At 68.6% G+C, this 23455-nt stretch carries 20 protein-coding genes; 10 read left to right on the top strand and 10 right to left on the bottom strand.

The annotated features are described in order from the left end of the window. Nucleotides 1–13: 13 nt before the first annotated feature. Complete coding sequence (locus KV110_RS28645) at nt 14–583, bottom strand: class I SAM-dependent methyltransferase (RefSeq protein ID WP_218470331.1); 570 nt, start codon at nt 581–583, stop codon at nt 14–16. A 55-nt stretch (nt 584–638) separates the two neighbouring features. Here KV110_RS28645 and KV110_RS28650 point away from each other — a divergent pair, with 55 nt between their 5' ends. Next, nucleotides 639–1406 (top strand): AraC family transcriptional regulator, encoded by a 768-nt coding sequence (locus tag KV110_RS28650; protein WP_246634044.1) that lies wholly within the window; start codon nt 639–641, stop codon nt 1404–1406. 43 nt (nt 1407–1449) lie between these two features. Here the strand turns inward: KV110_RS28650 and KV110_RS28655 are convergent, their stop codons facing one another. Further along, the gene (locus KV110_RS28655; protein WP_218470332.1) at nt 1450–2190 is read right to left on the bottom strand and encodes an SDR family NAD(P)-dependent oxidoreductase; all 741 of its coding nucleotides are present in this window, start codon (nt 2188–2190) and stop codon (nt 1450–1452) included. A 105-nt stretch (nt 2191–2295) separates the two neighbouring features. Between KV110_RS28655 and KV110_RS28660 the strand changes: the two genes are divergently transcribed. Then, nucleotides 2296–2895: a TetR/AcrR family transcriptional regulator gene (locus KV110_RS28660; protein WP_218470333.1), complete on the top strand. Its 600-nt coding sequence runs from the start codon at nt 2296–2298 to the stop codon at nt 2893–2895. A 46-nt stretch (nt 2896–2941) separates the two neighbouring features. Here KV110_RS28660 and KV110_RS28665 read toward each other — a convergent pair whose 3' ends face one another. Beyond that, the gene (locus tag KV110_RS28665) at nt 2942–4630 is read right to left on the bottom strand and encodes a DEAD/DEAH box helicase (protein WP_218479010.1); all 1689 of its coding nucleotides are present in this window, start codon (nt 4628–4630) and stop codon (nt 2942–2944) included. Nucleotides 4631–4911: 281 nt separating this feature from the next. Here KV110_RS28665 and KV110_RS28670 point away from each other — a divergent pair, with 281 nt between their 5' ends. Continuing rightward, nucleotides 4912–6084 carry a YihY/virulence factor BrkB family protein gene (locus KV110_RS28670; RefSeq protein ID WP_218470334.1) on the top strand — a complete coding sequence of 391 codons (1173 nt, stop codon included), beginning with the start codon at nt 4912–4914 and terminating at the stop codon, nt 6082–6084. Here the strand turns inward: KV110_RS28670 and KV110_RS28675 are convergent. Beyond that, the gene (locus KV110_RS28675) at nt 6057–6293 is read right to left on the bottom strand and encodes a DUF3039 domain-containing protein (protein WP_218470335.1); all 237 of its coding nucleotides are present in this window, start codon (nt 6291–6293) and stop codon (nt 6057–6059) included. The two genes, KV110_RS28670 and KV110_RS28675, sit on opposite strands and share 28 nt — an antisense overlap. A 170-nt stretch (nt 6294–6463) precedes the next feature. Here KV110_RS28675 and KV110_RS28680 point away from each other — a divergent pair, with 170 nt between their 5' ends. Continuing rightward, a complete protein-coding gene (locus KV110_RS28680; protein WP_246634793.1) occupies nt 6464–6817 on the top strand; it encodes a DUF3099 domain-containing protein in 354 nt (117 codons plus the stop codon). Between the two features lie 231 nt (nt 6818–7048). Here KV110_RS28680 and KV110_RS28685 read toward each other — a convergent pair whose 3' ends face one another. After that, nucleotides 7049–8365 carry an MFS transporter gene (locus KV110_RS28685; RefSeq protein WP_218470337.1) on the bottom strand — a complete coding sequence of 439 codons (1317 nt, stop codon included), beginning with the start codon at nt 8363–8365 and terminating at the stop codon, nt 7049–7051. 150 nt (nt 8366–8515) lie between these two features. On the opposite strand from KV110_RS28685, the gene KV110_RS28690 reads away from it, so the two are divergent. The 3 genes from KV110_RS28690 to KV110_RS28700 all read left to right on the top strand — a co-directional run bounded on the left by KV110_RS28690 (nt 8516) and on the right by KV110_RS28700 (nt 12014). Next, nucleotides 8516–9256: a VOC family protein gene (locus tag KV110_RS28690; protein ID WP_218470338.1), complete on the top strand. Its 741-nt coding sequence runs from the start codon at nt 8516–8518 to the stop codon at nt 9254–9256. 76 nt (nt 9257–9332) lie between these two features. After that, nucleotides 9333–10853 (top strand): DUF7782 domain-containing protein, encoded by a 1521-nt coding sequence (locus KV110_RS28695; protein ID WP_218470339.1) that lies wholly within the window; start codon nt 9333–9335, stop codon nt 10851–10853. A 192-nt stretch (nt 10854–11045) separates the two neighbouring features. Further along, a complete protein-coding gene (locus tag KV110_RS28700; RefSeq protein ID WP_218470340.1) occupies nt 11046–12014 on the top strand; it encodes a sigma-70 family RNA polymerase sigma factor in 969 nt (322 codons plus the stop codon). Between the two features lie 202 nt (nt 12015–12216). On the opposite strand, the gene KV110_RS28705 is transcribed toward KV110_RS28700, so the two are convergent. Further along, nucleotides 12217–13236, bottom strand: coding sequence for a glycoside hydrolase family 113 protein (locus tag KV110_RS28705; RefSeq protein WP_218470341.1), 1020 nt, complete (start codon nt 13234–13236; stop codon nt 12217–12219). Between the two features lie 124 nt (nt 13237–13360). On the opposite strand from KV110_RS28705, the gene KV110_RS28710 reads away from it, so the two are divergent. Further along, nucleotides 13361–13966 carry a TetR/AcrR family transcriptional regulator gene (locus KV110_RS28710; protein ID WP_218470342.1) on the top strand — a complete coding sequence of 202 codons (606 nt, stop codon included), beginning with the start codon at nt 13361–13363 and terminating at the stop codon, nt 13964–13966. 260 nt (nt 13967–14226) lie between these two features. Here the strand turns inward: KV110_RS28710 and KV110_RS28715 are convergent, their stop codons facing one another. Both KV110_RS28715 and KV110_RS28720 read right to left on the bottom strand, forming a co-directional pair. Beyond that, the gene (locus KV110_RS28715; RefSeq protein ID WP_218470343.1) at nt 14227–16902 is read right to left on the bottom strand and encodes a bifunctional acetate--CoA ligase family protein/GNAT family N-acetyltransferase; all 2676 of its coding nucleotides are present in this window, start codon (nt 16900–16902) and stop codon (nt 14227–14229) included. Next, nucleotides 16895–18163, bottom strand: coding sequence for an acetoin utilization protein AcuC (locus KV110_RS28720; protein ID WP_218470344.1), 1269 nt, complete (start codon nt 18161–18163; stop codon nt 16895–16897). The genes KV110_RS28715 and KV110_RS28720 overlap by 8 nt, the downstream gene beginning before the upstream one ends. Before the next feature lie 198 nt (nt 18164–18361). On the opposite strand from KV110_RS28720, the gene KV110_RS28725 reads away from it, so the two are divergent. After that, nucleotides 18362–19048 (top strand): iron-dependent transcriptional repressor DtxR, encoded by a 687-nt coding sequence (locus KV110_RS28725; protein WP_218470345.1) that lies wholly within the window; start codon nt 18362–18364, stop codon nt 19046–19048. A 3-nt stretch (nt 19049–19051) separates the two neighbouring features. Next, nucleotides 19052–20032 carry a UDP-glucose 4-epimerase GalE gene (galE, locus tag KV110_RS28730; RefSeq protein WP_218470346.1) on the top strand — a complete coding sequence of 327 codons (981 nt, stop codon included), beginning with the start codon at nt 19052–19054 and terminating at the stop codon, nt 20030–20032. Nucleotides 20033–21001: 969 nt separating this feature from the next. On the opposite strand, the gene KV110_RS28735 is transcribed toward galE, so the two are convergent. Next, the gene (locus KV110_RS28735) at nt 21002–22564 is read right to left on the bottom strand and encodes a DUF4192 domain-containing protein (protein ID WP_246634045.1); all 1563 of its coding nucleotides are present in this window, start codon (nt 22562–22564) and stop codon (nt 21002–21004) included. A 165-nt stretch (nt 22565–22729) separates the two neighbouring features. Then, nucleotides 22730–23428 (bottom strand): sensor domain-containing protein, encoded by a 699-nt coding sequence (locus KV110_RS28740; RefSeq protein ID WP_393540210.1) that lies wholly within the window; start codon nt 23426–23428, stop codon nt 22730–22732. Nucleotides 23429–23455 lie beyond the last annotated feature (27 nt).

Raw genomic sequence — 23455 nt, forward strand, 5'->3', positions numbered from 1 at the left:
GCGGGTTCGCCGTTCAGCTCGGGCGGCGGGCTCGGAATCGGAAACTCGTTGTGCCGGTTTCTATTTCGACATCGGTGAAGCCGATGCGCGTCAATCGGTCGGCGGCGGTCTCCGGGGGTACCGGTACGCAGGTGTCGCCGAGGTGGATCAGCCGGAACATTCGGCTGTCGATTCCGTCGCTGCCCGCGAAGACGCCGCCGGGGCGCAGGACGCGCAGTGCGTCGGCGAACAGCGCGTCCTGCTGACTGGGGGTCGGCACGTGGTGCAGCATCGTGAAGCACACCACCGAATCGAATTGCCGTGGCGGGAACGGCATGTCGGCGCCGTCGCCGTCCACCACGGTGATCGCCGAACCGTGCCGGGTGCGCAGGCGGGCGGCGAGGACCGGGTCGATCTCGACGCCGGTGAGGGTGTCGGCGCGGTCGAGCAGCGCGCGCACGTTCGCACCGTAGCCGGGGCCGATCTCCAACGCCGAGGCCCCGAGATCCAGTCCGGACAGCGCCCACGGCACGATCCGCGTCGCACTGGCTCGTTCCCACATCGCTGAGCGGCAGAGCAGTCGGTGCAAGAGGTTCATCGCCATGCCCATGACGCTAGGAGCGGACAACCGTGACCACGAGCGGCTACGGTGACATATTGTGTCGCAGAACGGCCAATCTTCGGTACACGGGGTCCCGCCAGGGGCCACGGCGATGGTGTTCGGTGCCGGGGTACTGCCCGCCGGACACTGGTTCGACACGCACGAGCATCCGCAGCACCAGATCGCCTGGGCCGCACGGGGAGTCATCGCCGTCGAGGTGGCCGACGACCGCTGGGTACTGCCCCCGACGCGAGCGCTGTGGATCCCCGGCGGCACCCGGCACCGCACGGGTAGCGCCGACGGCGCGGAAATGCGCGGCATCTACGTTGAGCCCGAGCGATGCCCGGTGACCTTCACCGCGCCGACCATGCTGCGCGTCACCCGCCTGCTGCACGAGTTGTTCGACCATCTCGGAGCATCCGCCACCGCCGCCGCGCGCCGCGAACGCGCGGAGGCGGTGGTCTTCGATCTGCTCGAGCCGGTCGAGGTGATCCCCATCGGCGCCCACCGCCCCACCGACACCCGCGCGAGGCAGGTGGCCGACGCACTGACCGACGATCCCGCCGACCCGCGCACCCTGGCAGAGTTCGCGGCGGCCGCCGCGACCAGCCCGCGCACCCTGGCCCGCTTGTTCATCGCGGAAACCGGAATCACCTTCGGCCAGTGGCGAACCCAGATCCGCCTGGCCAGCTCGCTACCGCTGCTCGCCGCCGGACTGCCGATCGCCCGCATCGCGGGCCGAGTCGGCTACGCCACCCCGAGCGCCTACGTCGCGGCGTTCCGCCGTGCTGTCGGCGTCTCCCCCGGTCGCTACTTCTCGGGATAGTCCGGCATCATGGCCCATCGACGGGACAACTGATTTCGTCCGGTCAAGCGTTGGTGCCGCCGTCGACGGTGAAGATCGCGCCGGTGACGCTGCGGCCGGAGTCGCCCGCGAGAAATGCCACCATCTCCGCCATATCCTCCGGCTTCGCGAAACGGCCGAGTGCGGTGAGTGCGATCTGCGCGTCGTAGTGCCCGCCGTCGACCGGATTCATGTCCGTCACAGTGGATCCCGGTTGCAGCAGGTTCACGGTGATGTCCCGGGGACCGAGTTCGCGCGCGAGTGCCTTGGTGAATCCGTTCAGCGCCGACTTACTCAGGTTGTAGAGCGAGAGACCACCGAAGGGGGCGTGCTCGGACAGGTTGGTGCCGACGCTGATGATCCGGCCACCACCGGTCATGTGCGCCACCGCGGCCTGCGCGCCGACGAACGCGGCCCGCGCATGGATGTTCAACGCGCGGTCGACCTCCTCGACGGTGAATTCCTCGAACGGTTTCGCCGGGAAGATGCCCGCGTTGTTCACCAGGACGTCGAGACGGCCCAGCTCGCTCGCGGTCTGGTTCACCGCGGCAACAACCTCCCCCGCGTCGGCACTGTCCGCCCGGATCGCCACGGCCCGGCGACCGAGCGATTCGATCTCCGCCGCAACGGCTTTCGCCTGCACCTCGGCGCTCTGATAGGTGATCGCCACGTCGGCGCCATCGGCGGCCAGCTTGCGTGCGATTGCCGCGCCGATGCCTCGGCTGCCGCCGGTCACCAGTGCCACCTTGCCCGTGAGATCCGACATCGGTAGTCCTCCAAATTCTGTGTCGATCAGTACATAAATAGCTAAGCGCATGAAGGCCACGGCGTCAAGGGGTATATTTAACGTTCGACACAGAAAGGACCGACCATGGCCGAACGGGGACGACCGCGCGCCTTCGACCGCACCGACGCGTTGCGCCGCGCCATGGAGGTGTTCTGGGAACACGGCTACGAGGGCTCGTCGATGAGCGACCTCACCTCCGCGATGGGCATCAATTCGCCGAGCCTGTATGCCGCGTTCGGCGGCAAGGAGGCACTGTTCCGGGCTGCCGTCGAGCTCTACGGGCAGACCGATGGCGGGTACACCGAGCGGGCGTTGCGCGAGGAGCCGACGGCGCGGGCCGCCATCGAAGCGATGTTGCGGGACAACGCGATCGCCTACACCGTCGAGGACAAACCGCACGGCTGCATGGTCGTGCTCGCCGGGTCCACCTACACGACGCGGAGCGAGAGCATTCGCGACTTCCTCGTCGAAAAACGGTTGGAGACAACCGAAGACATTCGTCGTCGACTGGACCGCGGTGTCGCGGAGGGTGATCTGACGGCCGAGGCCGACACCGCCGCACTGGCCCGCTTCTACACCACCGTGCTGTACGGTCTGTCGATCCAGGCCCGGGACGGTGCGTCGTTGGCGGAACTGACACAGTCCATCGACTGCGCGATGGCCGCTTGGCCCACGTCTGCCTGAGCTAGGCGAATCCCTTGGCACTAGGCCGGATTCACGACCTACGCTGCTACATCCGCCGCAACGCCGCGATCCGCTCGGCCAGCTGATCGGCCGATGCCAATGCTGTTGGGGGCCCGCCACATTCGCGACGTAGTTCACCATGGATCACGCCGTGCGGTTTGTTGGTGCGATGGTGATGCATGGCGACCAAGCTGTTGAGTTCCCGCCGCAGCTCGCCCAATCGGTCCGCGGTGGCGACCCGTTCGGCCGCGCTGGCGACCTGCGGGCCGGGATCGGGGGCGGCGGCGGGCTCGCCACGGTCAGCGATCTGGCGGGACTGCCGTTCGCGCAGCAGTGCGCGCATCTGGTCGGCATCGAGCAGGCCGGGGATGCCCAGGTAGTCGGCCTCCTCGTCGCTGCCAGCGAAAGTGGCTGTGCCGAAGGAGGATCCGTCGTAGATCACCTGGTCTAGCTCGGCGTCGGCGGCGAGCGCGACGAAGGATTTCTCCTCCTCGCCCGGCTCGTCCTTCTGCTTGTTCGCGTCGATCAACAGTTCGTCGTCGAGCCCGTCCTTCTCCCGGTGCGGCTTGCCGATGACATGGTCGCGCTGCAATTCCAGCTGCGCGGCCAGATCCAGCAGCACCGGCACGGACGGTAGGAACACGCTCGCGGTCTCGCCGGGTCGGCGGGCACGCACGAAGCGGCCGATGGCCTGCGCGAAGTACAGCGGCGTCGAAGCACTGGTCGCGTACACGCCGACCGCGAGACGCGGCACGTCCACGCCCTCCGACACCATGCGCACCGCAACCATCCACGGCTGGGTGGTCGCGGCGAACTGGCCGATCCGGTCCGAGGAGTCCGGGTCGTCGGACAACACCAGCGCGGGTTTCTCGCCCGAAATGTGTTCCAGCAGTTCGGCGTAGTCGCGGGCCCGGTCCTGGTCGGTGGCGATCACCAAACCACCCGCGTCCGGCATGCCGGTGCTGCGCAACTGACGCAGCCGCATGTCGGCGGCGCGCAGCACCGCGGAGATCCAGTCGCCCGCCGGGTCCAGCGCGGTGCGCCAGGCGCGGGCGGTCTGTTCGGCGTTGAGCGGCTCGCCGAGGCGGGCGGTGTACTCCTCGCCCGCGCTGTCGCGCCAGTGCGCCTCGCCCGAATACGCGAGGAACACCACCGGCCGGACCACGCCGTCGGCCAGCGCCTCGGAGTAGCCGTAGGCGTGGTCGGCGCGCGAACGCGGGAAACCGGACTCGTCAGGTTCGTAAGTGATGAACGGGATCTGGCTGTCGTCGCTGCGGAACGGGGTTCCGGTGAGCGCGAGGCGGCGGGTGGCGTCGCCGAACGCGTCGGCGGTCGCCTCACCCCAGCTCTTCGCGTCGCCCGCATGGTGGATCTCGTCGAGAATCACCAGGGTCCTGCGGTTTTCGGTGCGCACGCGATGCCGGGAGGGGTGCGACGCGACCTGGGCGTAGGTGACAACGACACCGTGATAGTCGCCGGAGGTGCCGCCGGTGGCGTTGGAGAACCGCGAATCCAGCGCGATCCCCGCGCGGGCCGCGGACTGCGCCCACTGGTGCTTGAGGTGTTCGGTGGGGGCGACGACGGTGATCTGGTCGACGGTGCGATCGGCGAGCAGTTCGGCGGCCACCCGCAGCGCGAACGTGGTCTTACCGGCGCCGGGCGTGGCCACCGCGAGGAAGTCGCGTGGCTTGCTCGACAAGTACTTGGTCAAGGCCCGGCGCTGCCAGGCACGCAGCGATCCGCCGCCCGATGTACCGGAGCTGTTCGGCGTCCCCGAAGCGTGGGGTGTTACCGAATCGCCCGGTGTCTCCGCTTTTCCCGCCACAGCGGCGCCACCCGACCCAGTCACGCAGTCGACCCTACTGGCCCCGCACGGCGTGTTGCCAAACCGACGCGGCATGGGCGATAGGCATCACATGTTCAACTACCGACACGCCGGAATTCACCCATTGCCCGACGACACGTAGCCCCCGGAATCCAGTGCGGGAACCCCAGGTGCGCGATGCTGTAGGCACGATGACCCACGAAAACGCCCCGCCGAGCGAGCCACTGAGGACCGACATACCGTCGCTCAGCGGTGGTATCGCCGCGCGGGAGCTGAGCTGGCCCAAACGGGCGACCATCCGCCTGCGGCGCGCCCGCAGACAGACCACCAGGCTGGTAGTGCGGGTGGCGGGGAAAGCCTGGGACGATTCGATCTTCACCAAGTCCGCGGCAGGCGCGTTCTGGCAGACGCTGTCGCTGGCGCCGCTGCTGCTCGGGGTCCTCGGCAGCCTCGGCTATGTCGGCACCTGGTTCGGGCCGGACACCGTGGAGATCGTCGAATCCAAGATCATCTCGTTCAGCCGGGACCTGTTCAGCCCCGCCGTGGTGTCCGACCTGATCGAGCCCACCGTCAGCGACGTGCTCGGCAAGGGGCGCGGCGCGGTGGTGTCGGTGGGGTTCGTGCTGTCGCTGTGGGCGGGATCGTCGGCGATGTCGACCTTCGTCGACGCGATCGTCGAGGCGCACGATCAGCAGGACCTGCGACATCCGGTGTGGCAGCGCATTTTCGCGCTGCTGCTGTATGTCGGATTCCTGGTGGCCTCGGTGTTCATCCTGCCGCTGGTGGCGCTCGGGCCCACGTTGATCGGGCGGGTGCTGCCGGAGCCGTGGCGGGTGACCGGGCTGCAACTGCTGGACTTCTTCTACTACCCGGGTGTCGGGTTGTTGCTGATCATCGTGCTGACCACGCTGTACAAGCTGGCGTTGCACACGTCGCTGCCCTGGCACCGGCTTTTCGGCGGGGCGATGGTCGCGGCTGTCTTCTTCATCGCAGCCAGTGAAGGGCTGCGGCGGTATCTGTCCTGGGTCACCAAGACCGGTGTGAGTTACGGCGCACTCGCGACGCCGATCGCGTTCCTGCTGTTCACGTACTTCCTGGGCTTCGCGGTGATCCTGGGCGCGGAGTTCAACGCCGCCGTGCAGGAGTTCTGGCCTGCCCGAGCGACCCGACTCGAGCAGGTGAAGGAGTGGATCGCCAATCAGTGGGGCGGCGATTCGGACCAGGACAAGGACGATTCGAAGACGACGACCACCGAGACGGCGGAGGAGCCTCCGCCGTCAGCTGTCGAGACATCCCGACCGCCGTCCGCGGCGCCCGCGCAGGCGCCGCAGCAGCCTCACTCGCCCTTCTTCAGCCCGTCGTAGACCTTCTTGCAGTCCGGGCAGACCGGCGAACCGGGCTTGGGCGACCGCGTCACCGGAAAGACCTCACCGCACAGCGCGACGACATGGGTGCCCATGACGGCGCTCTCCGCGATCCGGTCCTTCTTGACGTAGTGGAAGAACTTCGGGGTGTCGTCGCTCGTCGACTCGTCGGTGGTCGAATCCGGGCGAACCTTGGTGTCGGTGCTCACGGGTTCAATGATGCCGTATCACTTCGAGGGGTGACGGATCACGGTCGGGTGTCCGGCTGACCACGCTGTGTGCGCCGCGGCTCCGACAGTGGAAGACTCAGGGTATGCAGCAGCACGGCGACACCCCCGGCGCCGACGACATCGGCCGTGGTGACCGCCCGGACGTGACGATGCCGCCAGCCTCCGGTCGATCGGCCGGGTACTTCCCCGGCAACGACAACAAGCATCCGGTCCTGATCACCGAGGCCCAGCCGTCGCTGGAAGACCAGCACCGCGCCCGGGTCCGCCGGTACACCATCATCATGGCCTTCCGCATCCCCTGCCTGGTACTGGCCGCCATCGCCTACAGCACCTTCGGCAGCGCCCTCCTGGCCATCCTCATCATCGCGGTCTCCATCCCCCTCCCCTGGGTAGCCGTCCTGATCGCCAACGACCGCCCACCCCGCCGCAAAGACGAACCAAGCCGCTGGGACGAACGCCGCACCGCCATAGAATCCCGCCGCCACAACGCCATAGACACCTGACGCACTACCCCTGACCCCGCCGCGCCCCAGCCGAACCATCGACACCCGAACGGGACATGAGCGCGCCATCGGCCGAGTAGACGCTCCACCACGTCCCGCTCGCGGACCAGCGCGAGCCTGGTTGGCACCGAACGGGACACCGGCGCGGCATCCGTCGAGTAGACGCTCCACGATGTCCCGCTCGCGGAAACGCGACAGTTGGGATAGCGCCTGAGCGGGACATGTCGGGGATCAGGCGCTTTCGGTGGGGATTGGTTTGGGTTCGGGGTTGCGGAGGATGAAGGCGGACATCAGGGCGGCCGTGGCGCATAGGGCGCCGGCCAGGTACCAGGCGAGGTCGTAGGTGCCTTGGATGTCGCGGATTACGCCGGCGCCGGTGGCGGCTATGGCGGAGCCGATTTGGTGGGAGGCGAAGACCCAGCCGAAGGCTACGGGGCCGTTGCTGCCGAAGAGTTCGCGGCAGAGCATGACGGTCGGCGGGACGGTGGCGACCCAGTCCAGGCCGTAGAAGATGATGAACACCCACAGGCTGGGTTGGGTGTGCGGGCCGAGCAGTGACGGCAGGATCAGCAGCGACAGGCCGCGCAACGTGTAGTAGCCGATGAGCAGATAGCGCGGGTCGATGCGGTCGGTCAGCCAGCCGGACGCGATGGTGCCCGCGACATCGAAGATGCCGACGACGGCCAGCAGGCTCGCGGCTGCGGTCGGCGGCATCCCGTGATCGTGCGCGGCGCTGACGAAATGGGTGCCGACCAGACCGTTGGTCGATGCGCCGCACACCGCGAATCCGCCTGCCAGCAACCAGAATCCGCGCGTCCGCGCAATCTCGGCCAGCACCGTCAGCGCCCGCGAAGCACCGACGCCCGCCGGGGTGCGGATGCCGACCACACTGCCCACCTCCCCGCCGTACGCGGTGACGCCGACATCGCTCGGGAAGTCCCTGATGAACAGCAGCACCAACGGCACAACGGCCAGCGCCGCCCCAGCAACGATCAGTGACGGCAACCGCCACCCGTGCGCGTGCGCCAGCGCCGACACCAATGGCAGGAAGATCAGCTGACCGGTCGCCCCCGCCGCGGTCAGCACACCGGTGACCAGACCGCGCTGCCGCACGAACCAGCGTCCGGTGATGGTCGCCACGAACGGCATCGACATCGACCCCACGCCGACACCCACCAGCAGACCCCAGGTCAGCATCAGGTGCCACGGCTGGGTCATGAACACGGTCAACCCGGCACCGGCCGCGACGAGCACCAGCGCACAGGACACCACCTTGCGAATGCCGAACCGGTCCATCAAGGCCGCGGCGAACGGCGAAATCAGCCCGTACAGCAGCAGATTCAGCGATACGGCCGCCCCGATCGTGCCGTGCGACCAGCCGAACTCTTCGTGCAGCGGATCCATCAGCACACTGGGCACCGAGCGGAACGCGGCAGCGCCGAGCAGCGTGACGAACCCCACCCCCGCGACGATCCACGCGGGATGCAGACGACGCCGGTCAATGGTGGTCTCGGACGGTACGGTCGGCGGCGTCTGCAGTTCGGTCACCCGCTGAGAGTGCCGGAAAACCGCCCACCCAACGAGTGGCCGTAATGCCACAAATCACCAAGATCGTGCCAGCGCGCGTGACACGCCAATCCGCTCGACAGCGCGCGCGGCTTTCCCTAGGGTGGCCCGGGGAACAAGACAGGAGTGAACATGATTCGGTGGATCTGGGCCTTCCTGGACCGCCCCGCCCAGCGTTTCGACGACTGCGCGAAGTTCTGGTCCACAGTCACCGGCACCCAACTCTCGGCCCGCCGCGGCGAGCACGACGAATTCCTCACACTGCTACCGGATCCCGCGCGTTTTTCCGCCGCCGGCGTGAAGATGCAGTCGGTCACCGGCCTCGGCGGCGTCCATCTCGATCTCGACGTCGACCACATCCCGACCGCCGTGCGCACCGCGCTCGACCTCGGTGCCGAACTGGTCGCCAACCACCCCGACTACGCGGTGCTGCGCTCCCCCAGCGGCCAAACCTTCTGCCTCACCCCGAGCAGGCGCACCAAAGGCACCCCCGCCCCCGCCGTGCCCGGCCCCGACGGCACCCTCAGCCGACTCGACCAGGTCTGCCTCGACATCGGCCCCGCCGACTATGCCACCGAGACCGAATTCTGGAAGTCGTTGACCGGCTGGAACTTCCAGCAAGGCCGACTCCCCGAGTTCGCCCGGCTGCGCGCCGACGAACCCTTCCCCATCCAGCTGCTGCTCCAGCGCCTCGGCGAAGACCGCCCCACCAGCGCACACATCGACCTGTCCTCCTCGGACATCACCGCCACCGCCGCGTGGCACGAAACCCTCGGCGCCACAGTCGTAGACCGCTATGAACACTGGATCGTGATGAGCGACCCGGCCGACGCGCCGTACTGCATCACGGCGCGCGACCCGAAAGGCGTCTGACGGGGTAGCCGCACCGAATGCTGTGACACGCGAACACCTGGCAAGTGTTGATCGGTGGCGGTGGCAAAGTACCGATGTGCCTACGAACCGATCGACGACCACCGGATCTCTGCTCACCGCGCTGTGCCCCGATCTGCGGGTCGCGCTGACCCGGGTCGGCTACGACGCCGACACGCTACTCGAGGTGCTCGGCGAGGACGTGCACGCGGCGCTCGGCCGGTCGGAACCGGTGCCGGTGCGGCGGGCGGCGCGAGATGCGGGAAAGCTGGGCTCGCTGATCCGGCTGTTGCTGCTCGGGGACGCGCTGCCCGAACAAGAAGTGGCGGCCGCGCTCGCGCCGGTGAGTATCGAGCTCGCGGTGGCGGCCGGGCTGCTTGCCCGCGACGGTGCCATGGTCCGCGCGGCGCTCGATCTACGTCCCCTGGACGCCGGAGCGGGCACCCGTTGGATCCTGTCCGATCTCGACGATTCGATGCGCAGGCGGACGCTCACCGAAGACCACGTGCTCGGTGTCGGCCACGCGTCCCTTTCGCTGCTGCGCGCCACGCCGACCCGCCCGGTCGGCTCCGTGCTCGACCTCGGCACCGGGTGTGGCGTTCAAGCCGTCCATGCCGCCTCCTACGCGCAACGGGTCACCGGCACCGACGTGAGCGCCCGCGCACTCTGGCTCGCCGAAGCCACCGCCGCGCTCAACGGGCTCGATATCGAATTCCTCGAAGGTTCCTGGTTCGAGCCGGTGGCGGGCCGCCGCTTCGATCAGGTGGTGGCGAATCCGCCGTTCGTCGTCGGACCGGCCAGGATCGAGCACACCTACCGCGACTCCGGGCTCGCCCTCGACGGCGCAAGCGAATTGGTGATCGGGCAGGCCGCGGACCTGCTCGCCCCGGGCGGCACGGCCGCGATGCTCGCGGCGTGGGTGCACGTCGACGGTGCGGACTGGCGGCACCGGGTGTCGTCGTGGCTGCCCGCGCACGGCGTCGACGCCTGGGTGGTGCAGCGTGATGTCGCCGACCCGGCCCTCTACGTCGGCACCTGGTTGCGTGACGCCGGTTTGGATCCGCGCGACCCGGCCGCCCAGGCACGCGCCGAGCAGTGGCTCGACGCGTTCGCCGCGGCCGATGTCGAGGGCATCGGCTTCGGCTTCGTCTACTTGCGCGCCATCGACGGTCCGACCGAACTGCTCGCCGAGGACCTCACCCACAACTTCGACGACCCGCTCGGCGACGAGGCGACTCGCTATTTCGAGCGGTCCGCCTGGCTGCGCGCCGTCGCGGGTGACGAAAAACTGGCCTGGACTTCACGTTTCGTGGTAGACCCGGCAACCGCGCTGGAACGCGTCGCACTGCCGGGACCCGACGGCTGGACTCAGCAGGTGGCCCGCGTGCACCGGGGCGACGGACCGCGCTGGCAGCACGAAGTCGACGAGACCACCATCTCGCTGCTGGCGGGAATGCGTGCGGACGGCCTCCCGTTATACGAGTTGATCGAACTGCTGGCAGTTGCCCATGGATCCGACGAGGTGACTGCCGAGTTCGCGGCCGACGCACTGTCCGTGGTGGCCGGGCTGGTCCGGCATGGGCTGGTGCGGCCCGTGTAATCCCGGCAATTGCGGGTAGGTCGGTGCAGGCACCGGACAGAGGATGTTCCATCGCTCGACGCTTCTCAGGAACTTCTCAGACGTGAGTGCGGAAAACCGCACGTCAGAGCGGTTTATCTGAGCTGAGACGGGGAACTTTCTCTCTGTCGGGTCCGTTGTTCGGAGTGAGACACCACCGACAGGAGGCAAGTCATGACAAGCCCCGCCACCACTCGTGTGCGCATCAGCGATTCGGACCTCGACGCCCAGAGCCCCGCCGCCGACTTGGTACGCGTGTACCTGAATGGGATCGGCCGCACTGCACTGCTCACGGCCGCCGACGAGGTCGAATTGGCCAAGCGTATCGAGGCGGGCCTCTACGCCCAGCACCTGCTGGAGACGGGCAAGCGTCTGTCGGCCACCCGCAAGCGTGATCTGGCCCTCATCGTTCGCGAAGGCCAGGCCGCTCGGTCGCACCTGCTGGAAGCCAACCTCCGCCTCGTGGTCTCGCTCGCCAAGCGCTACACCGGCCGCGGCATGCCGCTGCTCGACCTCATCCAGGAAGGCAACCTGGGCCTGATCCGCGCCATGGAGAAGTTCGACTACGCCAAGGGCTTCAAGTTCTCCACGTATGCCACCTGGTGGATCCGGCAAGCCATCACCCGCGGCATGGCCGACCAGAGCCGCACCATCCGGCTGCCGGTCCACCTGGTCGAACAGGTGAACAAGCTGGCCCGGATCAAGCGTGAACTGCACCAGCAGCTCGGCCGCGAAGCCACCGACGCGGAACTGGCCAACGAGTCCGGCATCCCGGTCGACAAGATCTCCGATCTGCTCGACCACAGCCGCGACCCGGTAAGCCTGGACATGCCGGTCGGCAACGACGAAGAGGCCCCACTCGGCGACTTCATCGAAGACTCCGAGGCCACCTCGGCCGAGTCCGCGGTGATCGCCGGACTGCTGCACCACGACGTGCGCAGCGTCCTGGCCACCCTCGACGAGCGTGAGCAGCAGGTCATCCGGCTGCGCTTCGGCCTCGACGACGGCCAGCCACGCACCCTCGACCAGATCGGCAAGCTCTTCGGGCTCTCCCGCGAGCGGGTCCGCCAGATCGAGCGCGAAGTCATGTCGAAGCTGCGCAAGGGCGAGCGGGCCGACCGCCTCCGCGCCTACGCCAGCTGACCCGAAACCCGTGCCGGATCACACCGGCACGCCAACGACGCCGGGCTACTCCCGAGGCCGGTCCGGCGTCCGACTTGGTGACCTTCGGGGTCACCTGCCAACGCCGGCCGGTGCCGCGCGCACCCCGCCCCCTCCGGGAACCGCGCGAACCGGTCGGCGTGAAATCTGCCAGGCCGACGAATTCAAATGCGGCCCAACGGCTTCAATCGTTCCGGTAGTGCCGCGCGAGCGCGGTGAACGCGGCTTTGGGCTCCCATGGCATGTCCGGGTAGGTGTGCCCGTGACCGACTTCGAAGACCTTGACGATGCCGTAACTGGCCAGATCCAAGTCGTCACGGGGATCGCCGTCCGGGCGGTGCACATGGTCGTAGAGCGCGAACAGGAAAACGAAGGCCGCATCGACACTCTCCGCGTCGAACACGTCCAGTAGCTCGCGCACATACGCGGCCTGACCGGCCTCGTCGCGGATGTATTCACCGTTGAGCCGAACCGGGCCGTGTGCGTTGTACTCGACGATCTCCAGCCCCTGCGCCCCTCGATCAGCCGCGCCGCGATAGGTGGCGGCACCGAACTCGGTAATCGCGACCGGCTTCCCCTGCGCCACCAGCGCCCGGACGCCATCGGTGAACTGATTTGCGACCTCCGAGGACCGGTAGAGATCCGCGGACACGATGTCGAAGGGTTCCCAATCGACACGCTCGAGCGGCACCGCCGCGTAGGTGACCTTGCCGCCGAAACGCTCACGAACGAGAGCGACAGCCTTGGCGAGCACAGCGTTGATACTCGCGCCGACGTCGCGAATCCGCTCCTGCCTACCCTCCGGCCGCAGCAACAGCTCCAGTCGCTCCGCCAGCGAGTCACCGGGCAGGAAGCCTTTGTTCATCAAACTCAGTTCGGCGCCGGTCACGAACACCACCTCGGCTCCGCGCCGTCTGATCCGCTCCGCCCGCTCGGCGCAGTCGGCGAACAGCGCCAGCATCTCCGCTTTCGTCAATTCCAGCGGATACGGCGAGAACCACACCGCCAAGCCGAGTTCGGCGGCGCATGTCGCGGCGAGCTCCAACCGCTCCGGATCCCCGCCGATCACGCGGACCGCGTTGCAGTGCAGATCATCCCGGATGATGCGCAGCTCACGTTCGACCATCTTCGGATCGAACTGCGCACGCGAGAACGTTCCGTCGCGGAGGAAGCCGGTGTCGTAACTGATGCCTTTGACCCGCATGGGCACAACCTTTCATTCCCTAAGGTACTTTGAGTACCCTAATGTTCGATGTGCTGATCGGGCAAGTCTTCGATTTAGGGTACGATCCGTTGTCAGATTTCCGGACAAAGTCAAAGGAGGGCCGATGCGGCAGCCGGATGCTGGGCCGACCCGTCGACGTGGCGCGGTGCTGGAAGCGGCGATCCTGCGCGCAGCCGCCGACGAACTCATCGAATCCGGATATGCCGGGCTGACCATGGACAAGGTGGCCGCCCGCGCGGGCACCAACAAAAACGCCCTGTACCGGCGCTGGCCGAACCGCCTCGCGCTCGGCATCGCCGCCTACCGCCAGCTGACCACGACGGTGCAACCGCCGGACACCGGAAACCTGCGCGACGACGTTCTCGAACTACTGCGCCGGGCCAATAGGCATTGGGGCTCCCCCCTCGGCGCGATCCTGCGCGAACTCCTGGCCGCGGCCGGTGGCGCGGCCGAACTGCTCACGCAACTGCCCGATCAGTCCGTCGATGCCACCGCGGGCCTCTGGCTCACCGTCCTCGGGCGCGCGGTGGCGCGCGGCGAATGCGCGCCCGAAGCGCTGCATCCACGCGTCGCCACCGTGGCGATCGTCCTGCTACGCAACGAATTCGTCACCCGCGGCGTGCCCACCGCCCCCGACGATGTCCTCGTCGAAATCGTCGACGAGGTCTACCTGCCGCTGGTGCGGCAACGTGGTTCGTCAGCGAACTGAGCCCACACGCGGCGAGCCCACAGATTGCACGTACGCCTCACAGGGTCTGTAAGCCCTGTGGGGCGTACAGAAGCGCTGAGGGTCAGCCCGTTCTGCCTCACTCCCTGCCATTCGGCGCAGAAGACCCCTGAGCGTCTCCGCATGCAGCGCTCCCCCGCATGCAGCGCTCCCCGCGCACAGCGCTCCCCGCCTGCAGCCCTCCCCGCGTGCCCACCCTTCCCGCGTGCAGAGCTGGGCCGTGCGCAAGTCCAGCCGACAGCTCAGCCGAGGCGACGCGGGCCGGTGTCGAAGCGGCTCGGCTCCGGGCCGATTCGTCCGCGGGCATACAGGATTTCCGCCGAGTTCGTGGAAGCCAGGACCGGGTCGAACGACAGCTCGCGCATTTCCGGCAGGTCGTCGAAGAGGGCCGAGATGCGTTGGGCCAGTTCGGCCAGCGCCGCCTTGTCGACGCGTGGGCTCGCGGGGGTGCCGGACAGCAGCGGGGCCGCGCGCGGGGCATCGATGAGGGCGGTGGCTTCGTCGGCGGTGAGCGGGAGGGCACGGTAGGCGCGATCGCCGAGGAGTTCGATGATCAGGCCGGAGAGGCCGAATTCGATGACCGAGCCGAACGACGGGTCGTCCTGGACGCGCAGCACACAGCCGACACCCTTGGTCGCCATCTTCTGGATGTGCAACACCGGGTCACCGCAGAGCTCAGCCAGATCCGCGTACCCCTGACGCACCGCCTCCGGCCGCCACAGATCCAGGCGGACACCGGTGAGATCTGGTCGGCGACGCCACATTTCGCCGGTCGCCTTCGCGGCCACGGGGTAGCCGAGTTCCTCCGCCGCGGCCACCGCCTCGTCGGCGCTGCGCACCTCACGGAACTCCACCACCGAAATGCCGTAGCAGTCGAGCAGTTCAACGGTTTCCAGATCGGTGAGCCGACGACCGGCCGACCCGGTCGTCATCCACTGGGTCACCAAGCGCCGCGCGCGCTCGGTGTCGATCCCCTTCGGGCGCACCACAGTCGACACCGGCTTGTTCCGCCATTCCGCGTAACGGCGGACCCGAGCCAGCGCCCGCGCGGCCCGCTCCGGGTCCGGGTACGAGGGAATGGACCCACGCACCGCCGTCGCGCCCGCACCACGCACCGCAAGCAGATTCGGAATGCCCTGTTCGGCAACGAAAGTGGTCAAGATCGGTTTGCCCGCATCGGGGACCGCGTCGGCCGCGGCCCGAATCGCGTCGGCGAAACCGGCCATCGGCAGCGGCACCGGCGGGGCGAAAACCACTAGCACCGAGTCGATCTCGGGCGAGCGCAGCGCCGCCACCGTGGCGTCGAGATAGGCGCCGGGCGTCGCGTGTGGGCCGAGGTTCACCGGGTCGCCGACGTCCAGTGCCTCGCTCTGCGCGGCGTCGACGGCCAGCCAGTTCAGCGCCGCGCTGTTGCCGACCACCGCCAATCGAGAACCACCGGGCAGCGGCTGATAACCCAGCAGCGCGGCGCAGTCGAACAGCTCCGAGATCGAGTCGACCTGCACAATCCCCGCCTGCGCGAACAGGTCTCGGACGATCGAGCGGTCCATGTCGCCGACCGGTTGGGCGGCGTGGCGGCCACTGCTCACCGCGACGATCGGCTTGGTTCTGGCTACCCGGCGCGCGATCCGGGAGAACTTGCGCGGGTTACCGAAACTCTCCAGGTAGAGCAGCACCACGTCGGTGTCCGGGTCGGTGTCCCAGTACTGGAGCAGGTCGTTGCCGGACACGTCGGCGCGATCGCCCGCGGACACGAACGTCGACAACCCCAGATTCCTGGCGGCCGCCTCACCGAGGATGGCAGCGCCCAACGGCCCGGACTGACAGAAGAATCCGATCCGCCCCCGGCCGGGCAACACCGAGGCCAACGTCGCGTTGAGCGCCACCGCCGGATCGGTGTTCGCGATGCCGAGGGCGCTCGGCCCTACCACCCGCATCCCGTGTCCCCGTGCGGCAGCGACCAATTCGCGCTCCGCGGTCCCGCCGCCGACACCGGTCGCGTCGAATCCGGCGGTGAGTACGACAAGTCCCTTGACGCCCTTGGCCATACAGTCGTCCAGCACCGAACCGATCGCGTCCGGCGGCACCGCGACCACCGCGAGGTCGACCTCGTCGGGGATCTCCCGCACCGTCGCGTAGGCGCGCACCCCGCGCACCGAACGCCGACTGGGATTGACGGGGAACACCGGTCCTTGGAACACCCCGGAGAGCAGGTTGTGCAGCACCGCGCCACCGACCCGGCCCGCGCTCGGTGTCGCGCCGATCACCGCCACCGAGCGCGGTGTGAGCAGGTTGCCCACGCTGCGCGCCTCGGAGGCGCGCTCGCGCGAATCCCGCACGGAGAGTAGCGCTTCGGTGGGATCGATGGCGAATTCCAGGTGCAGCACCGATCCGTCCCTGCTGCGCTCCACCTGGTAGCCCGCGTCCCGGAAGACCGTCACCATGGTGGTGTTCTCGGCGAGCACCTCGGCGACGAAGGTCTCGATTTTGTGCTCGGCGGCGGCACCGGCCAAGTGCTCCAACAGGATCGAGCCCAGTCCGCGCCCCTGATGCTCGTCGGCCACCACGAACGCGACCTCCGCGGACCGCCGACCGACCCGGTCGAGCAGCTCGTAGCGGCCCACCGCGACGATCTTGGTACCGAGCACCACCACCAGACCGACCCGGTCGTGATAGTCGACGTGCGTAGTCCGGTACAGGTCCTTCGGCGAAATCCGCGGGTACGGTCCGAAATAGCGCAGATACCTGGTGCGGTCCGACAGCGCGGCGTGGAACTCCTGGAGCGGGGCCGCGTCGTCCGGCGTGATCGGCCGCAGCCGGACCACGCCGCCGTCGGAGGCGAGCACATCCGCGAACCAGTGCTGCGGCGGCGGAGGCGGGACCGCAGGGGTGTCCGGAGTGTCTACGGGGTCAGTCACGGGGGTCCTCCGGATCCAGGCCGAGCAATCCGAAAGTCGCTCGGCGGGTGGCCAGCACGGCCGTGTCGATGGCGCGTTGGGCGCGGTCCAGCCGCGCGTCCCCAGTCTCCCCCGTGCCGCCGGGACCGTCCCACGGACGGTAGGCGATGTCGCCCCCGTCGCCCATCGTGCGTGGCGGATCCACCTGCGGCGCTTGCGCACGCACGAGATCGATCCAGTCCTGCGGGATCGCGGTCTCCGGCGCGATGGTGCGGTCCAGCGCGGTGGCCAGCAGATGCGTCCAGGCACGTGGGACCACCCGAACCAGGCCGTACCCGCCGCCACCGACGGCGAGCCAGCGTCCCTCGGCGTGTTGATCGGCCAGGTCACGCATCGCACGGAAGGCGGCGCGCTGGCCGTCCACGGTGAGCGCCAGATCCGCCAGCGGATCCTCGCAATGCGTGTCCACTCCGCACTGACTGACCACGATCTGCGGCCGGAACGCCGCGAGCGCGCCGGGCACCACCGCGTGAAAACCGCGCAGCCACTGCGCGTCTCGGGTGCCGGGCAGCACGGGCAGATTGATCGCGGTGCCCGCCGCCGCGCCCGCGCCCGTCTCCTCCGGCCAACCGGTGTTCGGCCAGAGCGTCGCCGGGTGCTGATGCAGCGAGACGGTCAGCACCCGCGGATCGGCGTAGAACGCCCGCTGTACGCCGTCGCCGTGGTGCACGTCGACGTCGAGATAGGCGATGCGGTCGAAGCCGTTGTCCAACAGCCAGGAGATGGCCACCGCGGCATCGTTGTAGACACAGAACCCGGACGCCGCATCGGCCATCGCGTGATGCATGCCACCGCCGATGCTCACCGCTCGCCGGGTCCGGCCCTCGGCGATCGCCCGCGCCGCGGCCAGGGTGCCGCCGACGATCACCGAGGCCGCCTGATGCATGCCGGGGAACACCGGATTGTCCGGCGACCCCAGGCCGTACGGCGGCGCCTGCGGCGAGCCGACCGGCGCCCGCGCCTGCTCGACCGCCTCGATGTAATCGGGAGTATGGATGCGGAGCAGGTCGGCCCGGTCCGCCGCGGTGGGCGCCAATAGCTCGACACCGTCGAGTAATCCGAGACTTTCCGCCAGCGCCATGGTGAACTTCAGGCGCGCCGGTTTCATCGGGTGCTCCGGGGTCCAGGTGTAGTCGAGAAACCGGTCGGTCCAGACGACGGTTCCGGTGCTGCGCTGTTCGCCGGGTGGCGCCGGGTGTTCGCTGCGCGGTGCAGTGGCCATACTCGCAACGCTACGCGGGAAGGTACGGACCCCGTCGAACGTTGGTATGCAGTAGAAATACAGACAAGTGCGATCGCGGCGGCATGCCGTGCGCCGACGGGGAACCCGCATTGCCGCGCCGAACGCGGCGCGAAACCGTCCGGCACACGGTCGTGTCGGTGTGCCTAGGTAGAATTCGTGCCGACGAAGGGGTAACAGGTGAAAGATCTGGTCGACACCACGGAGATGTATCTCCGTACCATCTACGACCTCGAGGAGGAGGGCGTGGTGCCCCTGCGCGCCCGGATCGCCGAGCGCCTCGAACAGAGTGGACCGACGGTGAGCCAAACTGTCGCGCGGATGGAACGCGACGGTTTGCTGCTGGTCGCCGGAGACCGCCACCTCGAGCTGACCGAGAAGGGCCGCGGCATGGCGGTCGCGGTGATGCGCAAGCACCGGCTCGCCGAGCGCCTGCTCGTCGACATCATCGGGCTCGATTGGCAGAACGTGCACGCCGAAGCCTGCCGCTGGGAACACGTGATGAGCGAGGACGTCGAGCGGCGGCTGGTCGAGGTGCTCAACCACCCGACCACCTCCCCCTACGGCAACCCCATCCCCGGCCTCGACGAGCTTGGCGTCGTGCCGCCGACCGCGGCCGAAGAGACCCTGGTCCGGCTGTCCGACCTGCCGTACGGCCAGGTGCACGCCGTCGTGGTGCGCAGGCTGGCCGAGCACATCCAGACCGACCCCGAGGTCATCGGCCAACTGCGGGAGGCGGGCGTGGTGCCCGACGCTCGCGTGACGGTCGAGAACAAGCCGGGCTCGGTGGTCATCACCGTGCCGGGCCACGACGGTTTCGAGCTGTCCGACGAGATGGCCCACGCTGTCCAGGTGAAGCTGGTCTGACGCGTGAAACTTCTGGTCACGGGTGGTGCCGGGTACGTCGGTGGGGTCTGCGCGCAGGTGCTGCTCGAAGAAGGTCATGAGGTTGTCGTCGTCGACGACCTGTCCACCGGCAATGCCGACGGCGTCCCGTCCGCCGCCCGCTTCGTCGAGGGCGACATCGCGCAGGCCGCCACCGCGCTGCTCGCGGCCGAAACCTTCGACGGCGTCCTGCATTTCGCGGCGCAATCGCTGGTCGGTGAGTCGGTACAGCAGCCGGAGAAGTACTGGCACGGCAACGTGGTGAAGACCTTCGAGCTGCTGGAGGCGATGCGCCACGCGGGCACCCCACGGCTGGTGTTCTCCTCCACCGCGGCCGTGTACGGGGAACCGGAACAGGTGCCGATCACCGAGGACGCGCCGACCCGCCCCACCAACCCGTACGGTGCGTCGAAACTCGCCATTGATCACGCCATCACCTCCTACTCGATCGCGCACGGACTGGCGGCGACCAGCCTGCGCTACTTCAACGTCGCCGGGGCCTACGGTGGCCTCGGCGAAAACCGGGTGGTGGAAACACATCTCATTCCGCTCGTACTGCAGGTCGCGGCCGGGCACCGCAAGGCGATCTCGGTATTCGGCACCGACTGGCCCACTCCCGACGGCACCGCGATCCGCGACTACATCCACATCCGCGACCTCGCCCAAGCCCACCTGCTGGCCCTCGGCAGCTCCGAGCCGGGCACGCACCGCGTCTACAACCTCGGCAGCGGCACCGGTTTCTCGGTCCGCCAAGTGATCTCGGCCTGCGAACGCGTCACCGGCCTGCCCATCACCGCCCAGGACGCCCCCCGCCGCCCCGGCGACCCCGCCACCCTCATCGCCTCCAGCGAGCGCGCCATCGCCGAACTCGGCTGGCACCCGGAACACAACGACCTCGACGAAATCGTCTCCGACGCCTGGCATTTCCTCCAATCCCTCGGCCCCCGAGCCCACAGCGCCCGCTGAGCTTTACCGTTCGACCATGCCGCGCCGAAACCGCGCCACATGGTCTGGCAGTTGCCACCGGTCAGCACCATTCGCTGACCGGTAGCACTACCGCCGACTCGCCACACCCCGGCGCTGCCTGAACACCTACCGCGCGGCCTGACGGTGGTCCACGATCAGCACCATTCGCTGACCGGTAGCACTACCCCCGGCTCGCCACACCCCGGCGCTGCCTGAACACCTACCGCGCGGCCTGACAGTTGCCACCGGTCAGCGCCATTCGCTAGCCGGTGGCACTACCCCCGACTCGCCACACTCCGGCGCTGCCTGATCACCTACCGCGCGGCCTGACAGTTTCCACCGGTCAGCGCCATTCGCTAGCCGGTGGCACCGCTGCGACTCCTCGCACCCCGCGCTGCCCTGGTCACCTCTTTCGCACACGTTGTTACCAACGGGATCAAGTAGCCGCGGCCCACACACGCCGGGATAACCGCACGGTCTGGCTTGCGTCCCGCTCAGCACCATTTCGCTGGCCCGTGGCACGGCCGCCAACTCATCGCCATCCATCCTGCCCTGGTCACATCCCTCGAACACGTTGCTACCAACAGGATTGGTAGCCGCCGCCCGCAGGCCCCCACTGAACTTTCCCGGTCGACCACGCCACGCCGGGGCCGCCGCATGGTCTGGCTTGCACCCCGGTCGGCCCAACTCGCAAACCGGGCGGCACAGCCAATTCCTCCGCACACGGCGCTGCGCCGATCGCCTCCGTCGCACCTATGACCACCAGCTGCGGCCTGCCACCTCGCGTACCCTGATCACCTGCGCCGGACCGTTGGCACCAGGCGACACGGCTGCGAGCTCGCCGCGCCCACCATGCCGCGCTGATTACCTCCTCCGCGCGTTGGTACCAGCAGGACTGGTCGCCGTCGGCTGTCGACAGCACGGGGTCTGCTAGGAGTTGAGGGCGAAGACGCGCGGGTCGGTTGGGCTTCATGGGGCTGGGGAGCCAAGGTCTATGCCGAGATCTGTGGCGGTGTCGTAGCCGCTGCGGGCCAGGCGGCGCAGTTGTTCGGGGCGCATGCCGACGATGAGTGATGTTTCCAGCAATGTGGCCAGGGGGTGGTCGGGGTCGGCGTCCAGGGCGGCTTCCAGCGCGATGCCCGCGAGGGGGCCGTCGCCGCGGACGTAGGCGCTGTAGCCGAGCAGTGCTGCGGCTTCGGCGCGGTCGCGGCCGGTCAAGGCTCGGGTCAGGGCGGCCCACATGCCTTCCGCCGCGACGGCGTGATCGCCGACGGCGAGCGCGAACATGGTGTCGCGCACGGCCCGGTCGCGCAGTGCGGCAGCGAGTTCGGCGATCTCTGGGACCATGAGTTCGACGCCGGACTCGGTGTTGGCGATCTGCCAGAGCACGTAGTCGAGGGCTTGCCTGCTGTAGGCGCTCGGATCGCCCCGCCGGACCGCCCTGGCATAACGGTCACGGGCCACCGCCAGCGCATTGTCCAGTATCGCCGCCACCTGGTCTCGGACGTCGGCGTCGACCGCCACCAGCTCCGTCAGCTCCGAGCGGGAACCACGAATCTGCCGACCGTCGAGAACATGCGACAGCGCCACCATCGAGGTCGCCGGATCCGGCACTACCCCACGCCGATCCACCCCGAACAGACTCCACCAGCACTGCTCCGGCTCGATGACAGGCACCGCCCACGCTCCGGCGAGCGCGATGTCGTGCGTGGCGAGCCGCCTCGCGAGGGCATCGATCAGCACCTCGAATCGCCCCGTGCCACACCGTTCCCCGGCCGTCGAGCGCTGCCGTCCCGGTTCCACGGCCCGGTCGTCGACCACGACCGCGAGCACCTCGGCCACCTCATCGTGCGCGCAGATCTGCGCCACACACCGCGCCACCACTCCCGCCCGCAGCTTCCGTCGCCCACCCTCCTGCTCCAGATCGAACCGCACCACCGCGTCGATGATCGCCCCGTCATCGCGCCCCGGCGCCGCCCGCAGCACGAGCACCACCAACGACCGCTCCGGCGGAAACCCGATCATCGCAGGCACCGCCGCGATCAACTCCCCCGGATCATCCACGTGCACAGCACAATCCGGCGCATCAGCATCGAATGACGGTGCCTGATCAGCACAGACCACCGCAGGCCCGCGATCAGCCACCCCGAACCCGCCGCCCTCAGGCGCAGCACCGGCACCTGCTCCCTCCCACGGCGCCGATTCCCCGGACGCGGCTGAGTCCTCCATTCGCGCCGTCTCGTCCAACTGCGCCGCATTGCCCAACGCCCCAGCGTCTTCCAACGCGACGCTGTCCGCCGCCGGACCTGGATCATCCGGCCGCACCTCGTCGCCCGGCCGCGCATTGCCACGCGCTCGAAGGAACTCACACGATCGCATGGCGGCGCCGAGGCTCACCGGAGCGCGGGAAGTCTTGTTGCGCAAAGACATGCGGGAACACAGGAGATCGTCCGGCGCAGCGTGTGTGCCACCGTCAGAGGCGGAATCGAGCTTCGCGGTATCAGCGGAACGGGGAGTCTCGGGTGTGGTCATGGCAGCGAGCATGCCCGCCGCTCCGACCGATCCAGCTGAGCCGACCAGGCATTTCAGCTGCCCTGGGGAATTCCGAAGGGCTGTGGACAAACTGCCCTCATCAGCGCGCGATCGCCGCTCAGCTGTCGGCGTGCCCTGCTACGGTCCCACCGCGGGACCCACGGACTACCCCTGCTCGACCCGCCGCACCGCGGTCGTGAACAGCTCGTCCACCGCCGCCATATCCGGCTTGGCATCGGAAAAAGACATATATGTCACAGTGATTCGCACATCACCGACCTGCCCGGCCAGCGTCCGCATCGTTTGCGTCAACCCGGCCCCACCGACATCCGGCGCCACCGTCCGCCGCAACGCCAACGTGTCGTCCGCGTCGATCGGCGGTGGCGGCTCGAGCTCTGTCGTCACGGTCGTCGTCGCGGCACCACGGCTCACCCGCACTGTCGAGCACTGCTTCAGCTGACTACGCCACGCCGCCAGCGGCTGCTCGGTCCTGATCAATTCCACCGTGATCGTGGCACGCGTCGCATCGTCGGTACCGACGGCGATCGCGGTCTGATCCGGCCCGAGCCGCTGTTCCGGCGGCACACAATTCCCCGGCTGCACCCGCGCACCCCGACTGATACCGGTCAAATCCCCCGCCGCCTGACCAGCCGCTTCCGGCGGCAGCACCACCGCGGGATACCTGACCGGAAACTGCGCCGGATCCACCAGCAACGTCGACAACGCTGCGCTCACGTGGCGCGTCACCTTCGTCTGCTCGCCCGCGACCGGATGCCCGGTCACGGTCGACCCACACCCGGCGAGCAGCACCGCCGACGCGACAGGCACGGCGAAGTACACCCGCCTGCGCGCTGAATCCGCCACAGTCACCCGACCCACTGTGCCAAACTC

The organism is Nocardia iowensis (assembly GCF_019222765.1).
Lineage (GTDB): Bacteria > Actinomycetota > Actinomycetes > Mycobacteriales > Mycobacteriaceae > Nocardia > Nocardia iowensis.